This is a genomic window from Rhodoligotrophos sp. CJ14, from assembly GCF_038811545.1.
GTDB classification, from domain to species: domain Bacteria; phylum Pseudomonadota; class Alphaproteobacteria; order Rhizobiales; family Im1; genus Rhodoligotrophos; species Rhodoligotrophos ferricapiens.
Genome location: NZ_CP133319.1, coordinates 3,132,679 through 3,148,142 on the forward strand (window position 1 = coordinate 3,132,679; position 15,464 = coordinate 3,148,142).

A 15,464-nucleotide genomic window follows, 5' to 3' on the forward strand; every position below is an offset into this window, starting at 1 on the left:
GCAGGGGCGTGCGCTTCCATCATGAAAGCCAGATCGGCCGGGACCAGCCCGGCAAGGAGGATTGGATGGTTTCCGCTCCGTTCCGTGCAGCGCGGTCGTTCCTTGTGGCCGCCGCACTTTTTGCAATGCCGGCATGGGGGGTGGGCCCAGCGGCGGCGCAGAGCCCGTCCGATAAGACGCTGGTCATCGCGCGCGACATGGATCTCAACTCGCTCGATCCGGGCCGCGCCTTTTGTGACACCTGCCAGCTCTATATCGGGGCCACCTACCAGCGGCTGGTGAATCTCTCGCCCGACAACAAGTCATTCATTCCCGAGCTTGCGAAATCCTGGGAATTCAACGACACCCTGACCGAATACACCTTCCATCTCGACCCGAATGCGAAATTCTCCGATGGGAGCCCGGTCGAGGCGAAGGACGTGAAATGGTCCTGGGAGCGGCTCAAGAACCTGAAGGGCAGCGCTGCCCTGCGCATGACCGGTGTCACCGCGATCGAAACGCCGGATACCCACACTGTGGTCGTCAAACTGGCCGCGCCGGATTCGGACATCCTGGCCAAGGCTGCCGATGCCTATACCGTCATTCTGAACAGTGACGTGGTGAAGGAGCATGGCGGCACGGACGCGGCAGATGCCAACACCGCCGACCAGGCGGAGAAATGGCTGCTGACGCAGTCCGCCGGCAGCGGTCCTTATGTCCTCGAGAGCTACAAGCCGAACAGCGAGGTTCGGCTGAAGCGCAATGAGAATTTCTGGGGCAAGCAGCCCTTCTATGCCGGGCTCGTCCTGAAGCAGTCCAAGGACGCGGTCAGCCAGATGCAGATGCTGCAGAATGGCGATGCTGATCTCGCCATGCAGATTGACATGCAGACGGTGAAGACCATTGATGATCCCAAGATCACCGTCACGCAGGCGCCCTCGCTCGCCACGATCTATTTGGCCCTGAGCCCCGGCGCGAAGGGCCTCGCGACGCCGCTCGCGCCCAAAGTGCGCGAGGCGATCGCCCTTGCTATTGACTATGAGAAGATGATCGAGTTTGCCGGTAATGGCGCGGGCAAGTTGCAGCCATCGCCCCTCCACAGCGCTTTCTTCAATGATCTGCCGCTGCCGGAGCCCAAGCGGGATGTGGAGAAGGCCAAGGCGCTGCTTGCCGAAGCGGGCGTTCCCGACGGCTTCAAGATTGTGGCCGCCTTCCCGGCCATGAACGCCTATGGTGTGGACCTCACCCTGGCCATGCAGCTGATCCAGCAGAATCTCGCGGATATCGGCGTCGAGGTCGAGTTGCAGCCGGTGACCTTCCCCGTGTTCCGCGAGCGGATCACCGGTGATGGCATTCCCATGACCGTGTCCTATGCCATCCCTGGCTTCTTCGGCCCGTCCAACATGGTCAACTTCTTCGCCATGATGCCCGACACGGTTTGGGCCAAGCGGGCACATGCCGAGCGGGATCCGTCCATCATCAACCCGAAGGAAGCGGAGATCTACAAGCAGGCTCTGGCGGCGACCGGTGAAAAGCGCGACGAGCTTTATCACCAGCTCGCCGGCGAAATGACCAAGGATCGCATCATCATCCCTCTGATCAACCCGGACAATCTGCTGGTCCATCGCGCTGGTTTGAAGGGGGTCCGCGGCTCGGTATGTTGCTTGCTGCCAGTGGGCGAGCTTTCCGAGTAAGCTAGGGCCGCGCTGAGCTCTCTGGTGGGCGCCACACGGCGTGCCACCAGAAGGCTGCCCGGCTCTTGAATGGTAGATTGAATGCAGCGTTATATTGCCCGCCGCCTTCTGATGATGCCGATCCTGGTGCTCGGCATTGTGACGGTTGCGTTCCTGATTTCCCATCTGTCCCGAGGCGATCCGCTCACGGCGATCGTGAGCGAGCGCGAGATGGACAATCCCGAAGTGGTCGCTGCTGCCAAGGCACGCTGGGGGCTGGATAAAAGCCTGCCGGAGCAATATCTCACCTATATCGGCAATCTGCTCACCGGCGATCTCGGCACATCCTTCGTGACCAAGCGACCGGTCACGGAAGATATCGGCGAGCGCTTTCCCGCCACGCTGGAACTGGTGATCTGGGCAATGATCATCGGCGGCACCGGCGGCATCATTCTAGGGGTCCTTGCCGCCTATTACCGCGATACGCTGATCGATCACGGCGCCCGCCTTTTTGCGCTGATCGGCTCATCCATGCCGGTATTCTGGGTCGGCCTCGGCTTGCTGTTTCTCACCTCCGTTAAGCTCGGTATCCTGCCTGGCCCGGGCCGGCTCGATGCTCGGATTTCACCGCCCCCTTTCGTGACCGGCATGGTCACGATCGATGCACTGTTGGCCGGCCAATTTCGGGTGGCGCTTGATGCCGCCTATCACCTCATCCTGCCGGCCTTCGTTCTAGGCTGGACCGTGACCGGTATTGTGTCGCGACTGGTGCGGGCGAGCATGCTCGATGTCCTCAATCAGGAATATATTCTCACGGCTCGGGCCAAGGGAGCAGGCGAGCGGCGCGTCCTGTTCCATCATGCGCTGCGCAACACGTTGATTCCGACGCTCACGGTCATGGGACATTCCTTCGCTTATCTGCTCACCGGCGCCGTTTTGACCGAGACGGTCTTCTCCTGGCCCGGCGTTGGCTCATACGCAGTGAGCGCGGCCCGGTCTTTGGACTATCCCGCGATCATCGGCGTCACCATTGTCGGCGGCTTGGCCTTTCTGGTCACCAACCTGATCACCGACATTGCCTATGCCGCGGCCAATCCGAAAATTCGCTTGAGCTGAGGGCGCCATGACCGCAATCGTCGCCAGGCTCGTCGGATTTCAGCGCCCCTCCTGGCTGAAACTGCCTCTCATCGTCGGCATCCTGGTTCTGCTGTTCTGGTTTGTCGTCGCCTTCACCATCGACCTGTGGTCGCCCTATTCACCCCTGCAGATGGTGGGCCGCCGCCTTCAGCCCCCGAGCCTCGAGCATTGGCTCGGCACGGACGCTTTGGGCCGCGATGTGCTCTCGCGAACCCTTTATGGCGCACAGCAATCGATACCGACGGCGATCATCGTGGTTCTCATTGCGGTTGCCATCGGGTCGCTGCTCGGCGGTATCGCCGGCTTCTGGGGCGGCTGGGTCGGCGCCATCATCATGCGGCTCGTCGACATCACCCTGTCCTTCCCGGCGATACTGCTGGCTATGGCGGTGGCCGCGGGTCTGGGCCCAGGCCTGCGCAACGCCACCATCGCCATGGTTCTCGTGTGGTGGCCGGTCTTTGCCCGGCTCATGCGCGCCCAGGTGCTTGAGGTGAAACAGCGCGATCACGTGGAAGCCGCCATCGCAAGCGGTGTACCGCCATGGCGTGTGTTCATCACCCACGTCCTGTCTCTCTGCTGGACACCCATTCTCGTCCACGCCACGATGGATCTCGGGCAGGTGGTGCTTCTGGCAGCATCCCTGAGCTTCATCGGATTGGGCGCGACGCCGCCCACTCCGGAATGGGGCGCGATGATTGCGGAAGGCGCGACCCAGTTCTATCAGTGGTGGATCGCCTTCGGTCCGGGCATAGCCATTCTCACCCTGGTCTTGGGCTTCAATTTCGTCGGTGATGGCTTGCGCGATGCTCTCGATCGAAGAGGCCGCTGACATGGCCAGCACCGCAAATGGCGAAACCTTGCTCGAGATCCGCGATCTTCGCGTGTCCTTCACCCGTCGCGGCGGCCCCGCCCTGGACGCGGTGCGGGGCGTCGATTTCATCCTGCACAAGGGCGAGGTGCTGGCTGTGGTGGGGGAATCGGGCTCCGGCAAATCCCTCACCATGCTTGCCGCCATGGGGTTGACGCCGGCGACCGCCAAGGTCACGGGCTCCGTGCGCTTCCGTGGGACGGAGCTGATCGGTGCGCCTCGCTCTTATCTTCGCTCCATCCGCGGCGCCCAGATCGCCATGATCTTTCAGGACTCCTTGAGCGCTCTGAACCCGGTGCTCAAGGTTGGCGATCAGATCGCCGAGGCCCTGCAGCTGCACCATCCGGACATGAGCCGGCGCGAAGCCTGGAAGCGCGCGACCGAGCTTCTCGATCTCGTCTCCGTGCCGCAGCCCGACCGGCGGGTCGGGCAGTATCCTCATGAATTCTCCGGCGGCATGCGCCAGCGCGCAATGATCGCCATGGCGGTCGCAAACAACCCTTCGGTGCTGATCGCGGACGAGCCGACCACCGCCCTCGACGTCACGGTGCAGGCACAGGTCATGGACGTGCTGAAGCGCCTGCGCGAGCAGCTCGGTCTGGCCCTGATCCTGATCACCCATGATATGGGCGTTGTGGCCGGAACCGCTGATCGGGTGGCGGTGATGTATTCGGGCCGTGTGGTCGAGGACGCAACTGTCGCCGACCTCTTTCGGGAGCCGCGCCATCCCTATACACGTGGTCTGCTCGCCTCCGTGCCCAAGATCGATGATGACGCCGATGAGCTGTACTCCATCCCCGGATCACCGCCGCCGCTCGGCAATCGCGCCCCCGGCTGCTCGTTCAGCGACCGCTGCCCCTATGTGGCACCCCTCTGCCGCAGGGATGAGCCGGCCCTGCGTGCCGTCGGACCTCAGCGGGCGGCCTGCCATTTCGCCGAAACGCTTCCCCCGGTCGCCAGGCCGGCGCTGATTGGAGAGGGCGCAGCATGACGCCAACTGCCCCTTTGATATCGCCTGCCATCGAGCCTCCGCTGGTTGCGGTGCGCGATATGGTCAAGAGCTTCCCGATCAAGGGCGGATTTCTCTTCGATCGGCCGGTCGGTGCGGTGCAGGCGATTGCCGGCGTCTCCTTCGATTTGCAGGAGGGCGAGACCTTAGGTCTGGTGGGTGAGTCCGGCTGTGGAAAGTCAACCCTCGGCCGCTGCATGCTGCGGCTGATGGAGCCCACCTCGGGAACGATCAGCTTTCGGGGGCAGGATATTTCCGCGCTGCCCGCGCCGGCGATGCGCCAGATGCGGCGGCATATGCAGCTGGTCTTCCAGGATCCTTACGCTTCCTTGCACCCGCGCATGACGATCGCCCAGAACATCGCCGTGCCTCTTGGCCTCACGCAGATGTCGCGCCAGGAAAAGCGCGAGCGGGTCGAGGAACTCCTGGCGCTCGTCAATCTCGATCCAAGCCATGGCCGCCGTTATCCGCACGAGTTGTCAGGCGGGCAGCGCCAGCGGGTCGGCATCGCCCGCGCCCTTGCGCTCAAGCCCCAGGTGATCGTGCTCGATGAGGCGGTCTCCGCGCTCGATGTTTCTATCCAAGCAGGTGTTCTCAACCTGCTGAAGCGCCTGCAGCAATCGTTGCGCACCTCATATCTGTTTATCGCTCATGATCTTGCGGTGGTGCGGCACATCTCTCACCGGGTCGCAGTCATGTATCTCGGCAAGATCGTCGAGATTGGCGAGGCCAAGGCCCTCTATCGCAACGCGCAGCACCCCTATACCCAGGCCTTGCTGTCGGCGATCCCCCTAACCGATCCGGCCGTCGAAAAGACGAGATCGCGCATCGTCCTGCAGGGTGATGTGCCAAGTCCCATTTCACCGCCATCTGGTTGCCGGTTCCGCACACGCTGCTGGAAGGCTCAGGCCATCTGCGCCAAGGAAGAGCCCATCCTGCGCGGCTGTGGCACCGGTCAGGCGGTCGCCTGTCACTTCCCCGAGCCCCTGGCCGCGGTTCCCCCGAAGACGGCCGCCGCGTCATGAGCAGGTTTGCCACCGTCCCGCTCGATCCCCATCGGCAGGTGACCATCCTGCTCGCCGGCGAGCCCGTCACGGTGCCTGAGCATGCTACGGTCGCGGCGGCCATGCTGCTGGCCGGCTGGCAATGGAACCGCAACTCGCCCATTTCTGGCGCACCGCGGGCGCCCTACTGCATGATGGGAACCTGTTTTGAGTGCCTGGTGGAAATCGACGGGGTGCCGGACCGGCAGGCCTGCCTCACTCCCGTGCGCGACGGCATGCGCATCGAAAGGCAATTGGCTGACCTTGTCCGACCGGACGCGCTCTGATGTATCCCGACGAAAAAGCCGATTGCGTGATTATTGGTGCCGGCCCTGCCGGCATGAGCGCCGCGATCGAGGCTGCAAAGCATGGGCTCGACTGCCTGGTGCTGGATGAACGACCCGCGCCTGGCGGACAGATCTATGCGGGCGCTGAATTCGGCCCCGTGCGTGACCGCAGCTGCTTTGGTCCGGATTATTCCAGAGGTCTCAACCTCATCTCTGCCTTTCGTGCAGCGCCCATCCGCTATAATCCGCTCACTACAGTGTGGGACGTCACTGAGGATGGCACGGTCTTCGTGTCCGATGGAGCGCAAAGCCGAAGGATCAAGGCGGACCGTATCATCATCGCAGCCGGCGCCATGGAGCGGCCATTTCCCATTCCCGGCTGGACCCTGCCGGGTGTGATGACGGTCGGCGGCGCGCAGCTCCTCTTCAAAACATCCGGTGTCGTCCCGAAAGGGCCTGCCGTACTTGCCGGGTCAGGCCCGCTGCTCTTGCTGCTTGCCTGCCAATATATCGATGCCGGCGTGCCGATCGCGGCCATTCTCGACACGACGCCCCATGCCCACTGGTTCAAAGCCCTGCCGCATCTGCCTGCGGGCCTTGCCTCGGGCTCGCTCATCGGCAAAGGCCTTGGCCTGCTCGCCAAGATCCGCCGTGCCGGTGTGCCCGTGGTGCGCGCTGTGACCCGATTGCGGGCGATCGGCAGCGACAGCCTCGAGGCCGTCGAATGGGAAACGGCGGCAGGCGGCAAATCGCTTCCCGCATCTCTGCTCCTGCTGCACCAGGGTGTGATACCGAACACCCATCTCGCACGCGCCCTGCGGCTCGATCAGACCTGGGATGAGCGCCTGGAGGCCTGGCATCCGGTCTCCGGCCGTTTCGGAAAAACCAAAATCGAGCGGGTCGCGGTTGCAGGCGATGGTGCCGGCATATCGGGTGCAATAGCTGCCGAACATTCCGGGCGCCTCGCCGCATTGAATGCGGCTTTCGAGCTCGGCCGTCTCTCCGAGGCGGAGCGCGACAGGCTTGGCGCACCGCTTCTGGCCGCCCGTCGCAGCGAAACCCGCGCGCGGCGCTTTGCCGATATCCTGTTTGCGCCACCGCGATCCCGTGCGCGGTCGATCCCGGATGATGCGATCATCTGTCGGTGCGAGGAGGTGACGGCCGGCGCGCTGCGCCGTGAGGTGCGCCGCGACGTGCGGGAGATCAACCGGGCGAAGGCCTTGCTCCGCTGCGGCATGGGCCCGTGCCAGGGGCGCAGCTGCGAGGCCACTGTTTCCGCCATCATCGCCGAGGAGCGGCAAATATCACCGGCCGCGGCGGGATATCTCCGCATCAGGCCGCCAATCAAGCCGCTGCCGATCGGTGAGCTCATCGGCCTTGGTGATCAGGAGCTGCCGGCTGAGGCGCGCATTCCCGTCACATCCGCTAATACGCCGGCGGGAGCCATCCGTGCATCCTGATGCGATCATCATTGGCGGCGGCATTCACGGATGCTCCATAGCCATGCATCTGGCCATGCACGGTGCCCAAGTCGCCGTCTATGAGAAGGACCACGTCGCCGCTCACGCATCGGGCGTCAATGCCGGCAGTGTTCACCACATTGCCCGGCTCACGGCCGAACTGCCGCTTGCCGAACTCACCCTCAATATGTGGCAGCGCATCGGCGAGCTGGTCGATGATGATTGCGGCTATCGTCGTGTCGGCCACTTGAAAATCGCCGAAAGCGAGGAAGACCTGGCCCTCCTGCATCAGGTCGCATCCTCGGTCCACCGCAACAGCGCCATTCGCGAGGAATTCCTCGACCGCACGGATCTGCGCCGCGCCGAGCCCGAGCTTGCTGATCACTGTGTGGGCGGGATCTACTCGCCGGATTGCGGCTATGCTCTGCCTGCAGCAAGCGTTCAGGCCTTTCGGCGCAAGGCTGAGTCCTTAGGCGTCATCTTCCACGAATCGGCACCGGTCTCCAACATCGCCCGACGTGACGGACGATGGCATGTGGACGTGCCCTCGGGCACCGTGACCTCGCCGGTCGTTGTGAATTGTGCCGGGGCCTGGGGTGACCGGATCGCCGCTCTTGTAGGAGAACCGGTCAGCCTTACGCCTCTCGCCCTCATGCTATCCGTCTTGGGACGCCTGCCCCGGGTAATGAATACGGTGATCGGGCTCACCCATCGCCTGCTCTCGATCAAGCAATTCGAGAATGGCACAGTGGTGATCGGCGGTGGCTATCGCGGCACGCCGGATCTCGAGCGGGGCATTACGCATCTGAATTACGCAAGGCTCGGCTATAATCTCAAAGCGGCAGCCGAAACCTTTCCGGCGCTTGAGCGGGCGAGAGTGGTCCGCTGCTGGGCGGGCATCGAAGGACGCTCGCCCGATGGTCTGCCCATCATTGGCCCGAGTGCCTGCCACGAGGGGCTCTGGCATGCCTTCGCCTTCTCCACCCACGGCTTCTTCTTGGGGCCAGCAGTAGGAGCGGTCATCGCGGAGTGGATCAGAACGGGAGCGCCGCCCGTGCCGATGAGTGGCCTTGCCATGGCGCGCTTTCAACAAAGCCCGAGTTGAGAAGGCAAAACGCCAATGGCCAATGTGAGAGCGCAGAATTCGATCTTTCACCCCGATTTTCGGGAACGTGTCTATTGGTGGGGCGATTGGCAGCCGGAGCAGCAAGCTCCGGAGGAGCTTCCGGCCCGAGCAGACGTGGTCATCATCGGCGCGGGATATTGCGGCATCTCCGCTGCCCTCGAACTTGTCAAGAGCCGGATGCGCGTCGTCGTTCTGGACGCGCAGGCGCTCGGTGCTGGCGCATCCACCATGAATGGCGGCCAGGTGAGTGGGATTGGCGGCATCGCCAAGATCGTCGCTGATGCCGGCTTTACCAGCGATGAGGAAACGCGCTCGCGCTTCCTGACCGAAGCCATGGAGAGCTTCACCTTCGCGGAACACCTGATCGAGCGCCTCGGCAATCCCTGCGCTTACGTGAGGACAGGCCGGTTCACGGCGGCCTGGACGCCGGAGCATTTTGCCCGCCTCGAGCAGCGGGCCATCTTCCTCAACCGCTATTGTGGCACTCCTATCGAACTCGTGCCGCGCTCGCGTCAACGCGAGGAGGTCGGCAGCGACCTTTATTTCGGCGGTACGGTCACCGATGCCGCTGGTCTGGTGCAGCCTGCCCAACTCTACCGCGCCTTGCTCGCGGAGCTACGCAAGACATCGACCGTGATCTCCAGCGCGACACCGGCCCAAGAGATCGAGCGCTCCGGCACGGCATGGCGGGTTGTGACCCCGAAAGGTACGATCACCGCCGAGGAAGTGATTATTGCGACCAATGGCTATACTGTTGCAGGCAACCCACTCAGCCGGCAGATCGTACCGATCGCCAGCCACATGATTGCCACCGAGGAACTGCCGACGGATGTGGCCGCTGAACTGATCCCGAAGCGTCGCGGAGTGGGGGACACTCCGCGCGTCCTGACCTATTACCGCCTCTCACCCGATGGTCGGCGCATGCTGTTCGGTGGCCGTCCGCGCTTCACCCGGACCAGCACGCGCAAATCGGCCGAGCTCTTGCACGAGATCATGGTCCTGCGCTTTCCCCAGATCAAAAGCGTCCGGGTGACCCATGCCTGGAACGGGCTGCTCGGCTTCACCTTCGATGGGCTTCCTCATGTGGGTCGCAAGGATGGATTGAGCTTCGCCCTCGGCTGCAATGGCAGCGGTATTGCCATGATGCTCTATCTCGGCCACGTCGCCGCCCGGCAGATCATTGACAGCACCGCACCCGCCAGTATTTTTGCCAGCCGGAACTTTGCGCCCCTTCCGCTCTATCGCGGGAAACCCTGGTTCCTACCGGTGCTCGGCACGACCTATCGCGCGCTGGACCGGATCGACCGGCTCAAAGCGGCCGTAACGGCGTGAATTTCTGGAACTCCCTCGGCTGCTTTCCACCTGGCCGCTCAGTAACCTAACGGTGACGATCTAAGCTCGCTTGAGCCAGCGCTTCAAGGTCGGGCGGAACCATTCCAGCTACATACGCTTTCTTTGGCGGGGCGCGATGCCGCTCTGCTCGAACAATCGATGGCGCAGCAGCGTCATTTCCGGTTGTGCGCGGCCGCCGTCTCGCGGACGGGAGAAGCTTATGGATACTGTTGCTGTGCGCTCTCCAAAGGTGAGAGTTGGCATCGTCGGCGTTGGTAACTGCGCGTCGTCATTCATTCAGGGTCTGACCTACTATGCCGACGCGCGCGACAATGTTCCCATTCCGGGCCTCAGCCGCGCCGATATCGGCGGCTATCGCGTCAGGGATATCGAGATTGCCTCCGCCTTCGATGTGAACGCCGCGAAGGTGGGTCGCGATGTGGCAGATGCGATCTTTGCTCCTCCCAACAACACCGAGCGATTTGCCGAGGTGAAGCCGCTGGGCGTCACTGTACGCCGCGGGCCAACTCTCGATGGCTTGGGCCGCTATATCCGCGACGAGGTGCCGGAATCGGACGAGCCGGTGGCCGATGTGGCGCGGGAACTGCGCGACACGGGAACCCATGTGGTGGTCTGCTATCTACCGGTGGGCTCCCAAAAAGCGACCGAATTCTATGCGGAACAGGCACTGAGCGCCGGCTGCGCCTTCGTCAATTGCATCCCCGTCTTCATCGGATCCGATTCCGATTGGCAGCGGCGTTTCGCCGAACGTGGGCTGCCGATCATCGGCGACGACATCAAAAGCCAGGTCGGCGCCACCATCGTGCACCGGGTGCTGGCCAATCTGTTCCGCGAGCGTGGGATTCGCCTCGATCGCACCTATCAGCTCAATTTCGGCGGCAATTCCGACTTCCGCAACATGCTCGAGCGCGAACGGCTCGAGTCGAAGAAGATCTCGAAGACACAAGCCGTCGCCAGCCAGTTCGATGTGCCCATGTCGCCGGAGAACATCCACGTGGGGCCCAGCGATCACGTGCCATGGCTGACCGATCGCAAATGGGCCTATATCCGCATGGAGGGCACGGCTTTTGGTGGCGTTCCGCTCAATCTCGAATTGAAGCTCGAAGTGTGGGACTCGCCCAATTCCGCCGGCATCGTGGTGGATGCGGTGCGCTGCGCCAAGCTCGGCCTTGATCGCGGAATAGGTGGTACGCTGATCGGCCCATCCAGCTATTTCATGAAATCCCCGCCCCAGCAATTCACCGATGACGAGGCCCGCAACCGCGTGCTGGCCTTTATCGAGGGCGAAGCATAGCGGGCGGCCGCCGTGTCAACGGTCCTGTTTCTGGTGAGGCATGCGGCGCATGGATTGCTCAAGCACAAATTGGTGGGTCGCATGAGCCAGGTGAGCCTGTCCGAAGAAGGCCGCCGCCAGGCTCAAGCCTTGGGCAGCCGGTTGGCACGGGAGGAATTGTCGCTGGTGCAGGCAAGCCCCCGGGACCGGGCTATGGAAACCGCACAGGCGATCGCACGGGCCGCCTCCGTTTCACTTGAGCAGGTCGATGCTCTTGATGAGTTGGATATGGGCGAATGGACCGGCAAGAGCTTCGATGAGCTCTCGGTCGATGCCCGCTGGCAGGCCTGGAACGGGCGGCGCAGCAGCGCCCGGCCACCCGAGGGTGAAAGCATGCTCGAAGCCCAGGCCCGGATCATCGGCCATATCCAGCATCTCGCCGCCGGTCATCCGAATGGGCGTATCGCGCTGGTCAGCCACGGCGATGTCATCCGAAGCGCCCTCCTGTACCTTCTGATGATGCCGATCGACGCCTATGACCGGATCGAGATCGATCCCGCCTCGATCAGCACGGTGGTGGTGGGGAACTGGGGCGCCAAGGTGCTCTCACTGAATGAGAGGATCGCCCCATGAACATCGTGATCTTCGGACTGACGGTGAGCTCATCCTGGGGCAATGGCCATGCCACGCTGTGGCGCGGGCTGTGCCGCGCTCTCCACCGGCAGGGGCATCGGGTCACCTTCTTCGAGCGCGACGTTCCCTATTACGCCAATAATCGTGACCTCTGGGAGCTGCCCGGCGGCGAGCTCATCCTTTATCAGGATTGGGCCGAGGTGACCGGCCGCGCCAAGCACGCGCTCGCCATGGCGGATGCCGCGATCGTCACCTCATATTGTCCGGATGCATTGGCTGCCGGCGGGCTGCTGCTCGATGCGCCGAGGCCCCTCCATGTGTTCTACGATCTCGACACGCCGGTAACGCTCGCCCATCTCAGCCAGGGCGAGGCCGTGGCCTATATCGGGCCGCGCGGGCTTGCCGATTACGACCTCGTGCTCAGCTACACCGGTGGCCGGGCACTGGACGAGCTGCGAAGCCGGCTTGGCGCGCGGCGGGTGGCGCCGCTCTATGGCCATGTGGATCCCGAGATCCATTGCCCGGCGCAGCCGGTCGAAGCCTATCGCGCTGACCTGTCCTATATCGGCACTTATGCGGCAGACCGTCAGAAAACCCTGGAATCCTTGCTCATCGAGCCAGCGCGCAAGCGGCCGCAGAACCGCTTCCTCATCGCCGGGGCGCAATACCCAACTGACTTTCCCTGGACTGAAAATATCTTCTTCGTGCGCCATCTGCCGCCCTCCGAACACCCGGCCTTCTTCGCATCATCGAGGCTCACCCTGAATGTCACCCGCCATGCGATGGCGGATATGGGCTGGTGCCCGTCCGGGCGCCTGTTTGAGGCAGCGGCATGCGGGACGGCGCTCATTTCCGACACTTGGGAAGGGCTCGACCATTTCTTCTCACCGGGCAGCGAGATCCTGGTGGCTGCGGGCGCTGATGATGCCAACGCCGCGCTCGAGCTTTCCGATGCCGAGCTTGCCCGTATCGCTGGAAAAGCCCGCGAACGCACCCTTGCGGAACACACATCCGATCAGCGGGCGCGTGAGTTCATTGCCTTGCTTGAGACGCCTCCCACGGAGGCGCGGCAACACATATCGATGGAGGCGTAAATGTGGGGCATCATTCCCGCGGCTGGCCGAGGCAGCCGTATCCAGCCTCTCGCATTTTCGAAGGAATTGTTGCCGGTCGGCAGCCGCATGGATGCCGGTACCGAGCGGCCCTGCGCGGTGAGCGAATATCTCGTCGAACGAATGATCCGGGCAGGGGCTGACAAGATCTGCTTCGTTATTTCGCCGGGTAAGACCGACATCATCGAGTATTATGGCAGCGCCTATGGCTCTGCGACGATCGCCTATGTGGTGCAGCCTCAGGCGACCGGGCTATGTGACTCGATCTTTCGCGCAACGCCCTTGATCGAACCGGAGGAGCCGGTGGTAATCGGCCTGCCCGACACCGTGTGGTTCCCCGAGGCAGCGCTCACCGACCTTCCCGACGACCGGCTGTCCTTCCTGCTGTTTCCCGTCGAAACCCCGGAGCTCTTCGATGCGGTACGCCTGGATGAAAAGGGCAATGTCTTGGAAATCCAGGTGAAGCGCCCGGATGCTTCATCCAACTGGATCTGGGGGGCCTTCAAGATGCCCGGCCGTATCCTGCATCAGCTGAAAGAGCTGTGGCTGGAGCGGCAATGCGAGGACGAGTTCATCGGCACGCTTGTCAATGAGTTTCTCGCGCGCGGCGGCTCTGCCACGGGCGTTAAGGCCGGGAAGGCCTATGTGGATGTCGGCACGTTTAACGGCTATCGCTCGGCGATGACCCTCCTGCGCCGCACGAGTGCAGCGCGCCCGCCACGCCGCGTGCGCAGTGTCGCCCGGCCGCCCAACCCCTTCTCTGCAGGCGTTGCGGCCGAGCCCGCCTCGGGCGAGCAGAAGAGGGAGAGACTGTGATGGGCATTCGGGAGCTGACGACGGCTGAGATTCAGGAGCGGGCGAGGGCTCTGGGCCCTTGGTTCCACAATCTCGATCTGAAGGGGGTGCAGACCGCGCCAGACCATTTCCTCGGGGATTATCCTAATGTGAAATGGCGGCGGTTCGGTGATGCCATTCCCGCCGATCTCTCAGGCATGTCAGTCCTCGATATTGGCTGCAATGGCGGCTTCTATTCCATCGAGATGAAGCGGCGTGGCGCCGATCGCGTGGTCGGCTTGGATTCCGACCCGGACTACTTGGCTCAGGCACGCTTCGCTGCCGAGGTCTTCGGGATGGACATCGAATTCCGTGAACTGTCGGTCTACGATGTGGGCCGGCTGGGAGAGCGGTTCGACATCGTCTTGTTCATGGGCGTGCTTTATCACCTGCGCCATCCCCTCCTGGCACTGGATCTGATTCATGAGCATGTCGCGCGCGATCTCCTGGTGTTCCAGTCGATGCAGCGCGGCAGCCGCGACATCGAACCGGTCCAGGCGGATTATCCGTTCTCGGAGATGGAGCACTTTGACCGGCCCGGCTATCCCAAGCTGCATTTCATCGAGCATCACTATGCCAATGACCCCACCAACTGGTGGGTGCCGAACGCCGCCTGCGCCGAGGCCATGCTGCGCAGCGCAGGGTTCGAGATTCAGGATCATCCGGAAGAGGAAGTCTATATCTGCCGCCGTGTTGAGGCCCCCTCGGGGGCAGGCGCAGTCTATCCAGCAAGGAAGCCTCAGACATGATCGAAGCCGCTATGATCTGGAACGAGCCCAATAACAAGTCGCATTGGGATCCCGAGATCGACCCGGACTGGAGCCGCTTCGGAGAAATGGCTGTGCAGGCTGGGCAGGCGATCCGTGCCGAAGCGCCGAAGCTCACCCGGGTGCTCGGCGGCATTTCGCCGATCGATCCCTTGTTCATCGAGAACATGACCGGCAAGGGCGTGCTCGACAATGTGGATGTCGTGGCTGTGCATGGCTTTCCGCTCGACTGGAACCTGTGGCAGATCCACGAATGGCCCGCCAAGCTCGACGAGATCCGGGCCGTGACCAATCTGCCGATCTGGGTGAGCGAGGTCGGCATCTCGACCTTCGGCGCGGAAGAGGTGCAGGTCTGGGGGCTCAAGCGCACGGCGGAGCTGCTGGTCGGGCGTACCGAGCGTATCCATTGGTACAGCCTTTATGATCTGCCCCAGGCTTGGGGGGCGACCACCCGCCACCGGGAGGCGGAGGGCTCGTCCTATTACAGGCATTTCTACATGGGCATCCTGCGCGAGGATGGCACGCCCAAACCAGCATTGGAGACCTTTGCCGAGCTTACGCCCGATCTCGGCATCTGCCAGTGGTTTCACTTCGAGGACCATCGTTTGGATGATGCGGTCGCCTGGATGAAGCGGCTGGGCGTGAAACATTTGCGTACCGGCCTCTCCTGGGCCGACAGCTTCCGGCCCAATGCGCTTGCCTGGTTCGACCGGCAGATGGAGGCGCTTGCGGATTTCGACGTGACGGTCACGTTCTGCTTTACGCCCGAACACCGCGGCATTGCTCCCCATCACACGAGTGCGCCTCAGGTGCCTGAGGAATTCGCCGAATTCTGCGCAGCCATGGTGCGGCGCTATGTGAATGGCACCGCGCGGGACTGGCAGCCGCGGGTTGCGGCGGTGGGCTGATC

At 63.1% G+C, this 15,464-nt stretch carries 15 protein-coding genes; all 15 read left to right on the forward strand.

All coding sequences use genetic code 11. The features are described 5' to 3' along the window. The first annotated feature begins 65 nt into the window (after nucleotides 1-65). The 15 genes from RCF49_RS14560 to RCF49_RS14630 all read left to right on the forward strand — a co-directional run bounded on the left by RCF49_RS14560 (nucleotide 66) and on the right by RCF49_RS14630 (nucleotide 15,462). The gene (locus RCF49_RS14560) at nucleotides 66-1,673 is read left to right on the forward strand and encodes an ABC transporter substrate-binding protein (RefSeq protein WP_342640527.1); all 1,608 of its coding nucleotides are present in this window, start codon (nucleotides 66-68) and stop codon (nucleotides 1,671-1,673) included. 81 nt (nucleotides 1,674-1,754) lie between these two features. Beyond that, nucleotides 1,755-2,768: an ABC transporter permease gene (locus RCF49_RS14565; protein WP_342640528.1), complete on the forward strand. Its 1,014-nt coding sequence runs from the start codon at nucleotides 1,755-1,757 to the stop codon at nucleotides 2,766-2,768. Between the two features lie 7 nt (nucleotides 2,769-2,775). Further along, nucleotides 2,776-3,618, forward strand: a complete 843-nt coding sequence (locus RCF49_RS14570; protein ID WP_342640529.1) for an ABC transporter permease — start codon at nucleotides 2,776-2,778, stop codon at nucleotides 3,616-3,618. A 1-nt stretch (nucleotide 3,619) separates the two neighbouring features. After that, on the forward strand, nucleotides 3,620-4,648 hold the full coding sequence (locus RCF49_RS14575) for an ABC transporter ATP-binding protein (protein ID WP_342640530.1): 1,029 nt from the start codon (nucleotides 3,620-3,622) through the stop codon (nucleotides 4,646-4,648). Further along, nucleotides 4,645-5,691 (forward strand): ABC transporter ATP-binding protein, encoded by a 1,047-nt coding sequence (locus RCF49_RS14580; protein ID WP_342640531.1) that lies wholly within the window; start codon nucleotides 4,645-4,647, stop codon nucleotides 5,689-5,691. Before RCF49_RS14575 ends, RCF49_RS14580 begins: the two co-directional genes overlap by 4 nt. After that, entirely contained in the window at nucleotides 5,688-5,996 is a 309-nt protein-coding gene (locus tag RCF49_RS14585; protein ID WP_342640532.1) for a (2Fe-2S)-binding protein, read from the forward strand. Before RCF49_RS14580 ends, RCF49_RS14585 begins: the two co-directional genes overlap by 4 nt. Continuing rightward, nucleotides 5,996-7,456: an FAD-dependent oxidoreductase gene (locus tag RCF49_RS14590; RefSeq protein WP_342640533.1), complete on the forward strand. Its 1,461-nt coding sequence runs from the start codon at nucleotides 5,996-5,998 to the stop codon at nucleotides 7,454-7,456. The genes RCF49_RS14585 and RCF49_RS14590 overlap by 1 nt, the downstream gene beginning before the upstream one ends. Further along, nucleotides 7,446-8,561 carry an NAD(P)/FAD-dependent oxidoreductase gene (locus RCF49_RS14595; protein WP_342640534.1) on the forward strand — a complete coding sequence of 372 codons (1,116 nt, stop codon included), beginning with the start codon at nucleotides 7,446-7,448 and terminating at the stop codon, nucleotides 8,559-8,561. Before RCF49_RS14590 ends, RCF49_RS14595 begins: the two co-directional genes overlap by 11 nt. A gap of 15 nt (nucleotides 8,562-8,576) precedes the next feature. Then, nucleotides 8,577-9,914: an NAD(P)/FAD-dependent oxidoreductase gene (locus tag RCF49_RS14600; protein ID WP_342640535.1), complete on the forward strand. Its 1,338-nt coding sequence runs from the start codon at nucleotides 8,577-8,579 to the stop codon at nucleotides 9,912-9,914. A gap of 235 nt (nucleotides 9,915-10,149) precedes the next feature. Continuing rightward, complete coding sequence (locus RCF49_RS14605; protein ID WP_342644202.1) at nucleotides 10,150-11,229, forward strand: inositol-3-phosphate synthase; 1,080 nt, start codon at nucleotides 10,150-10,152, stop codon at nucleotides 11,227-11,229. A 12-nt stretch (nucleotides 11,230-11,241) separates the two neighbouring features. After that, nucleotides 11,242-11,841 carry a histidine phosphatase family protein gene (locus tag RCF49_RS14610; RefSeq protein ID WP_342640536.1) on the forward strand — a complete coding sequence of 200 codons (600 nt, stop codon included), beginning with the start codon at nucleotides 11,242-11,244 and terminating at the stop codon, nucleotides 11,839-11,841. Continuing rightward, on the forward strand, nucleotides 11,838-12,935 hold the full coding sequence (locus RCF49_RS14615; RefSeq protein WP_342640537.1) for a CgeB family protein: 1,098 nt from the start codon (nucleotides 11,838-11,840) through the stop codon (nucleotides 12,933-12,935). Before RCF49_RS14610 ends, RCF49_RS14615 begins: the two co-directional genes overlap by 4 nt. Then, nucleotides 12,936-13,769 carry a sugar phosphate nucleotidyltransferase gene (locus RCF49_RS14620; RefSeq protein ID WP_342640538.1) on the forward strand — a complete coding sequence of 278 codons (834 nt, stop codon included), beginning with the start codon at nucleotides 12,936-12,938 and terminating at the stop codon, nucleotides 13,767-13,769. After that, nucleotides 13,769-14,536: a TIGR04290 family methyltransferase gene (locus RCF49_RS14625; RefSeq protein ID WP_342640539.1), complete on the forward strand. Its 768-nt coding sequence runs from the start codon at nucleotides 13,769-13,771 to the stop codon at nucleotides 14,534-14,536. The genes RCF49_RS14620 and RCF49_RS14625 overlap by 1 nt, the downstream gene beginning before the upstream one ends. Then, nucleotides 14,533-15,462 (forward strand): beta-xylosidase, encoded by a 930-nt coding sequence (locus tag RCF49_RS14630; RefSeq protein ID WP_342640540.1) that lies wholly within the window; start codon nucleotides 14,533-14,535, stop codon nucleotides 15,460-15,462. The genes RCF49_RS14625 and RCF49_RS14630 overlap by 4 nt, the downstream gene beginning before the upstream one ends. Nucleotides 15,463-15,464 lie beyond the last annotated feature (2 nt).

Bases quoted from the DNA above. Each gene is read 5' to 3' on its own strand.
- RCF49_RS14615 (WP_342640537.1), top strand. From the start codon at position 11,838: ATGAACATCGTGATCTTCGGACTGACGGTGAGCTCATCCTGGGGCAAT.
- RCF49_RS14620 (WP_342640538.1), top strand. From the start codon at position 12,936: ATGTGGGGCATCATTCCCGCGGCTGGCCGAGGCAGCCGTATCCAGCCT.
- RCF49_RS14630 (WP_342640540.1), top strand. From the start codon at position 14,533: ATGATCGAAGCCGCTATGATCTGGAACGAGCCCAATAACAAGTCGCAT.
- RCF49_RS14625 (WP_342640539.1), top strand. From the start codon at position 13,769: ATGGGCATTCGGGAGCTGACGACGGCTGAGATTCAGGAGCGGGCGAGG.
- RCF49_RS14560 (WP_342640527.1), top strand. From the start codon at position 66: ATGGTTTCCGCTCCGTTCCGTGCAGCGCGGTCGTTCCTTGTGGCCGCC.
- RCF49_RS14600 (WP_342640535.1), top strand. From the start codon at position 8,577: ATGGCCAATGTGAGAGCGCAGAATTCGATCTTTCACCCCGATTTTCGG.
- RCF49_RS14580 (WP_342640531.1), top strand. From the start codon at position 4,645: ATGACGCCAACTGCCCCTTTGATATCGCCTGCCATCGAGCCTCCGCTG.
- RCF49_RS14585 (WP_342640532.1), top strand. From the start codon at position 5,688: ATGAGCAGGTTTGCCACCGTCCCGCTCGATCCCCATCGGCAGGTGACC.
- RCF49_RS14575 (WP_342640530.1), top strand. From the start codon at position 3,620: ATGGCCAGCACCGCAAATGGCGAAACCTTGCTCGAGATCCGCGATCTT.
- RCF49_RS14570 (WP_342640529.1), top strand. From the start codon at position 2,776: ATGACCGCAATCGTCGCCAGGCTCGTCGGATTTCAGCGCCCCTCCTGG.
- RCF49_RS14565 (WP_342640528.1), top strand. From the start codon at position 1,755: ATGCAGCGTTATATTGCCCGCCGCCTTCTGATGATGCCGATCCTGGTG.
- RCF49_RS14590 (WP_342640533.1), top strand. From the start codon at position 5,996: ATGTATCCCGACGAAAAAGCCGATTGCGTGATTATTGGTGCCGGCCCT.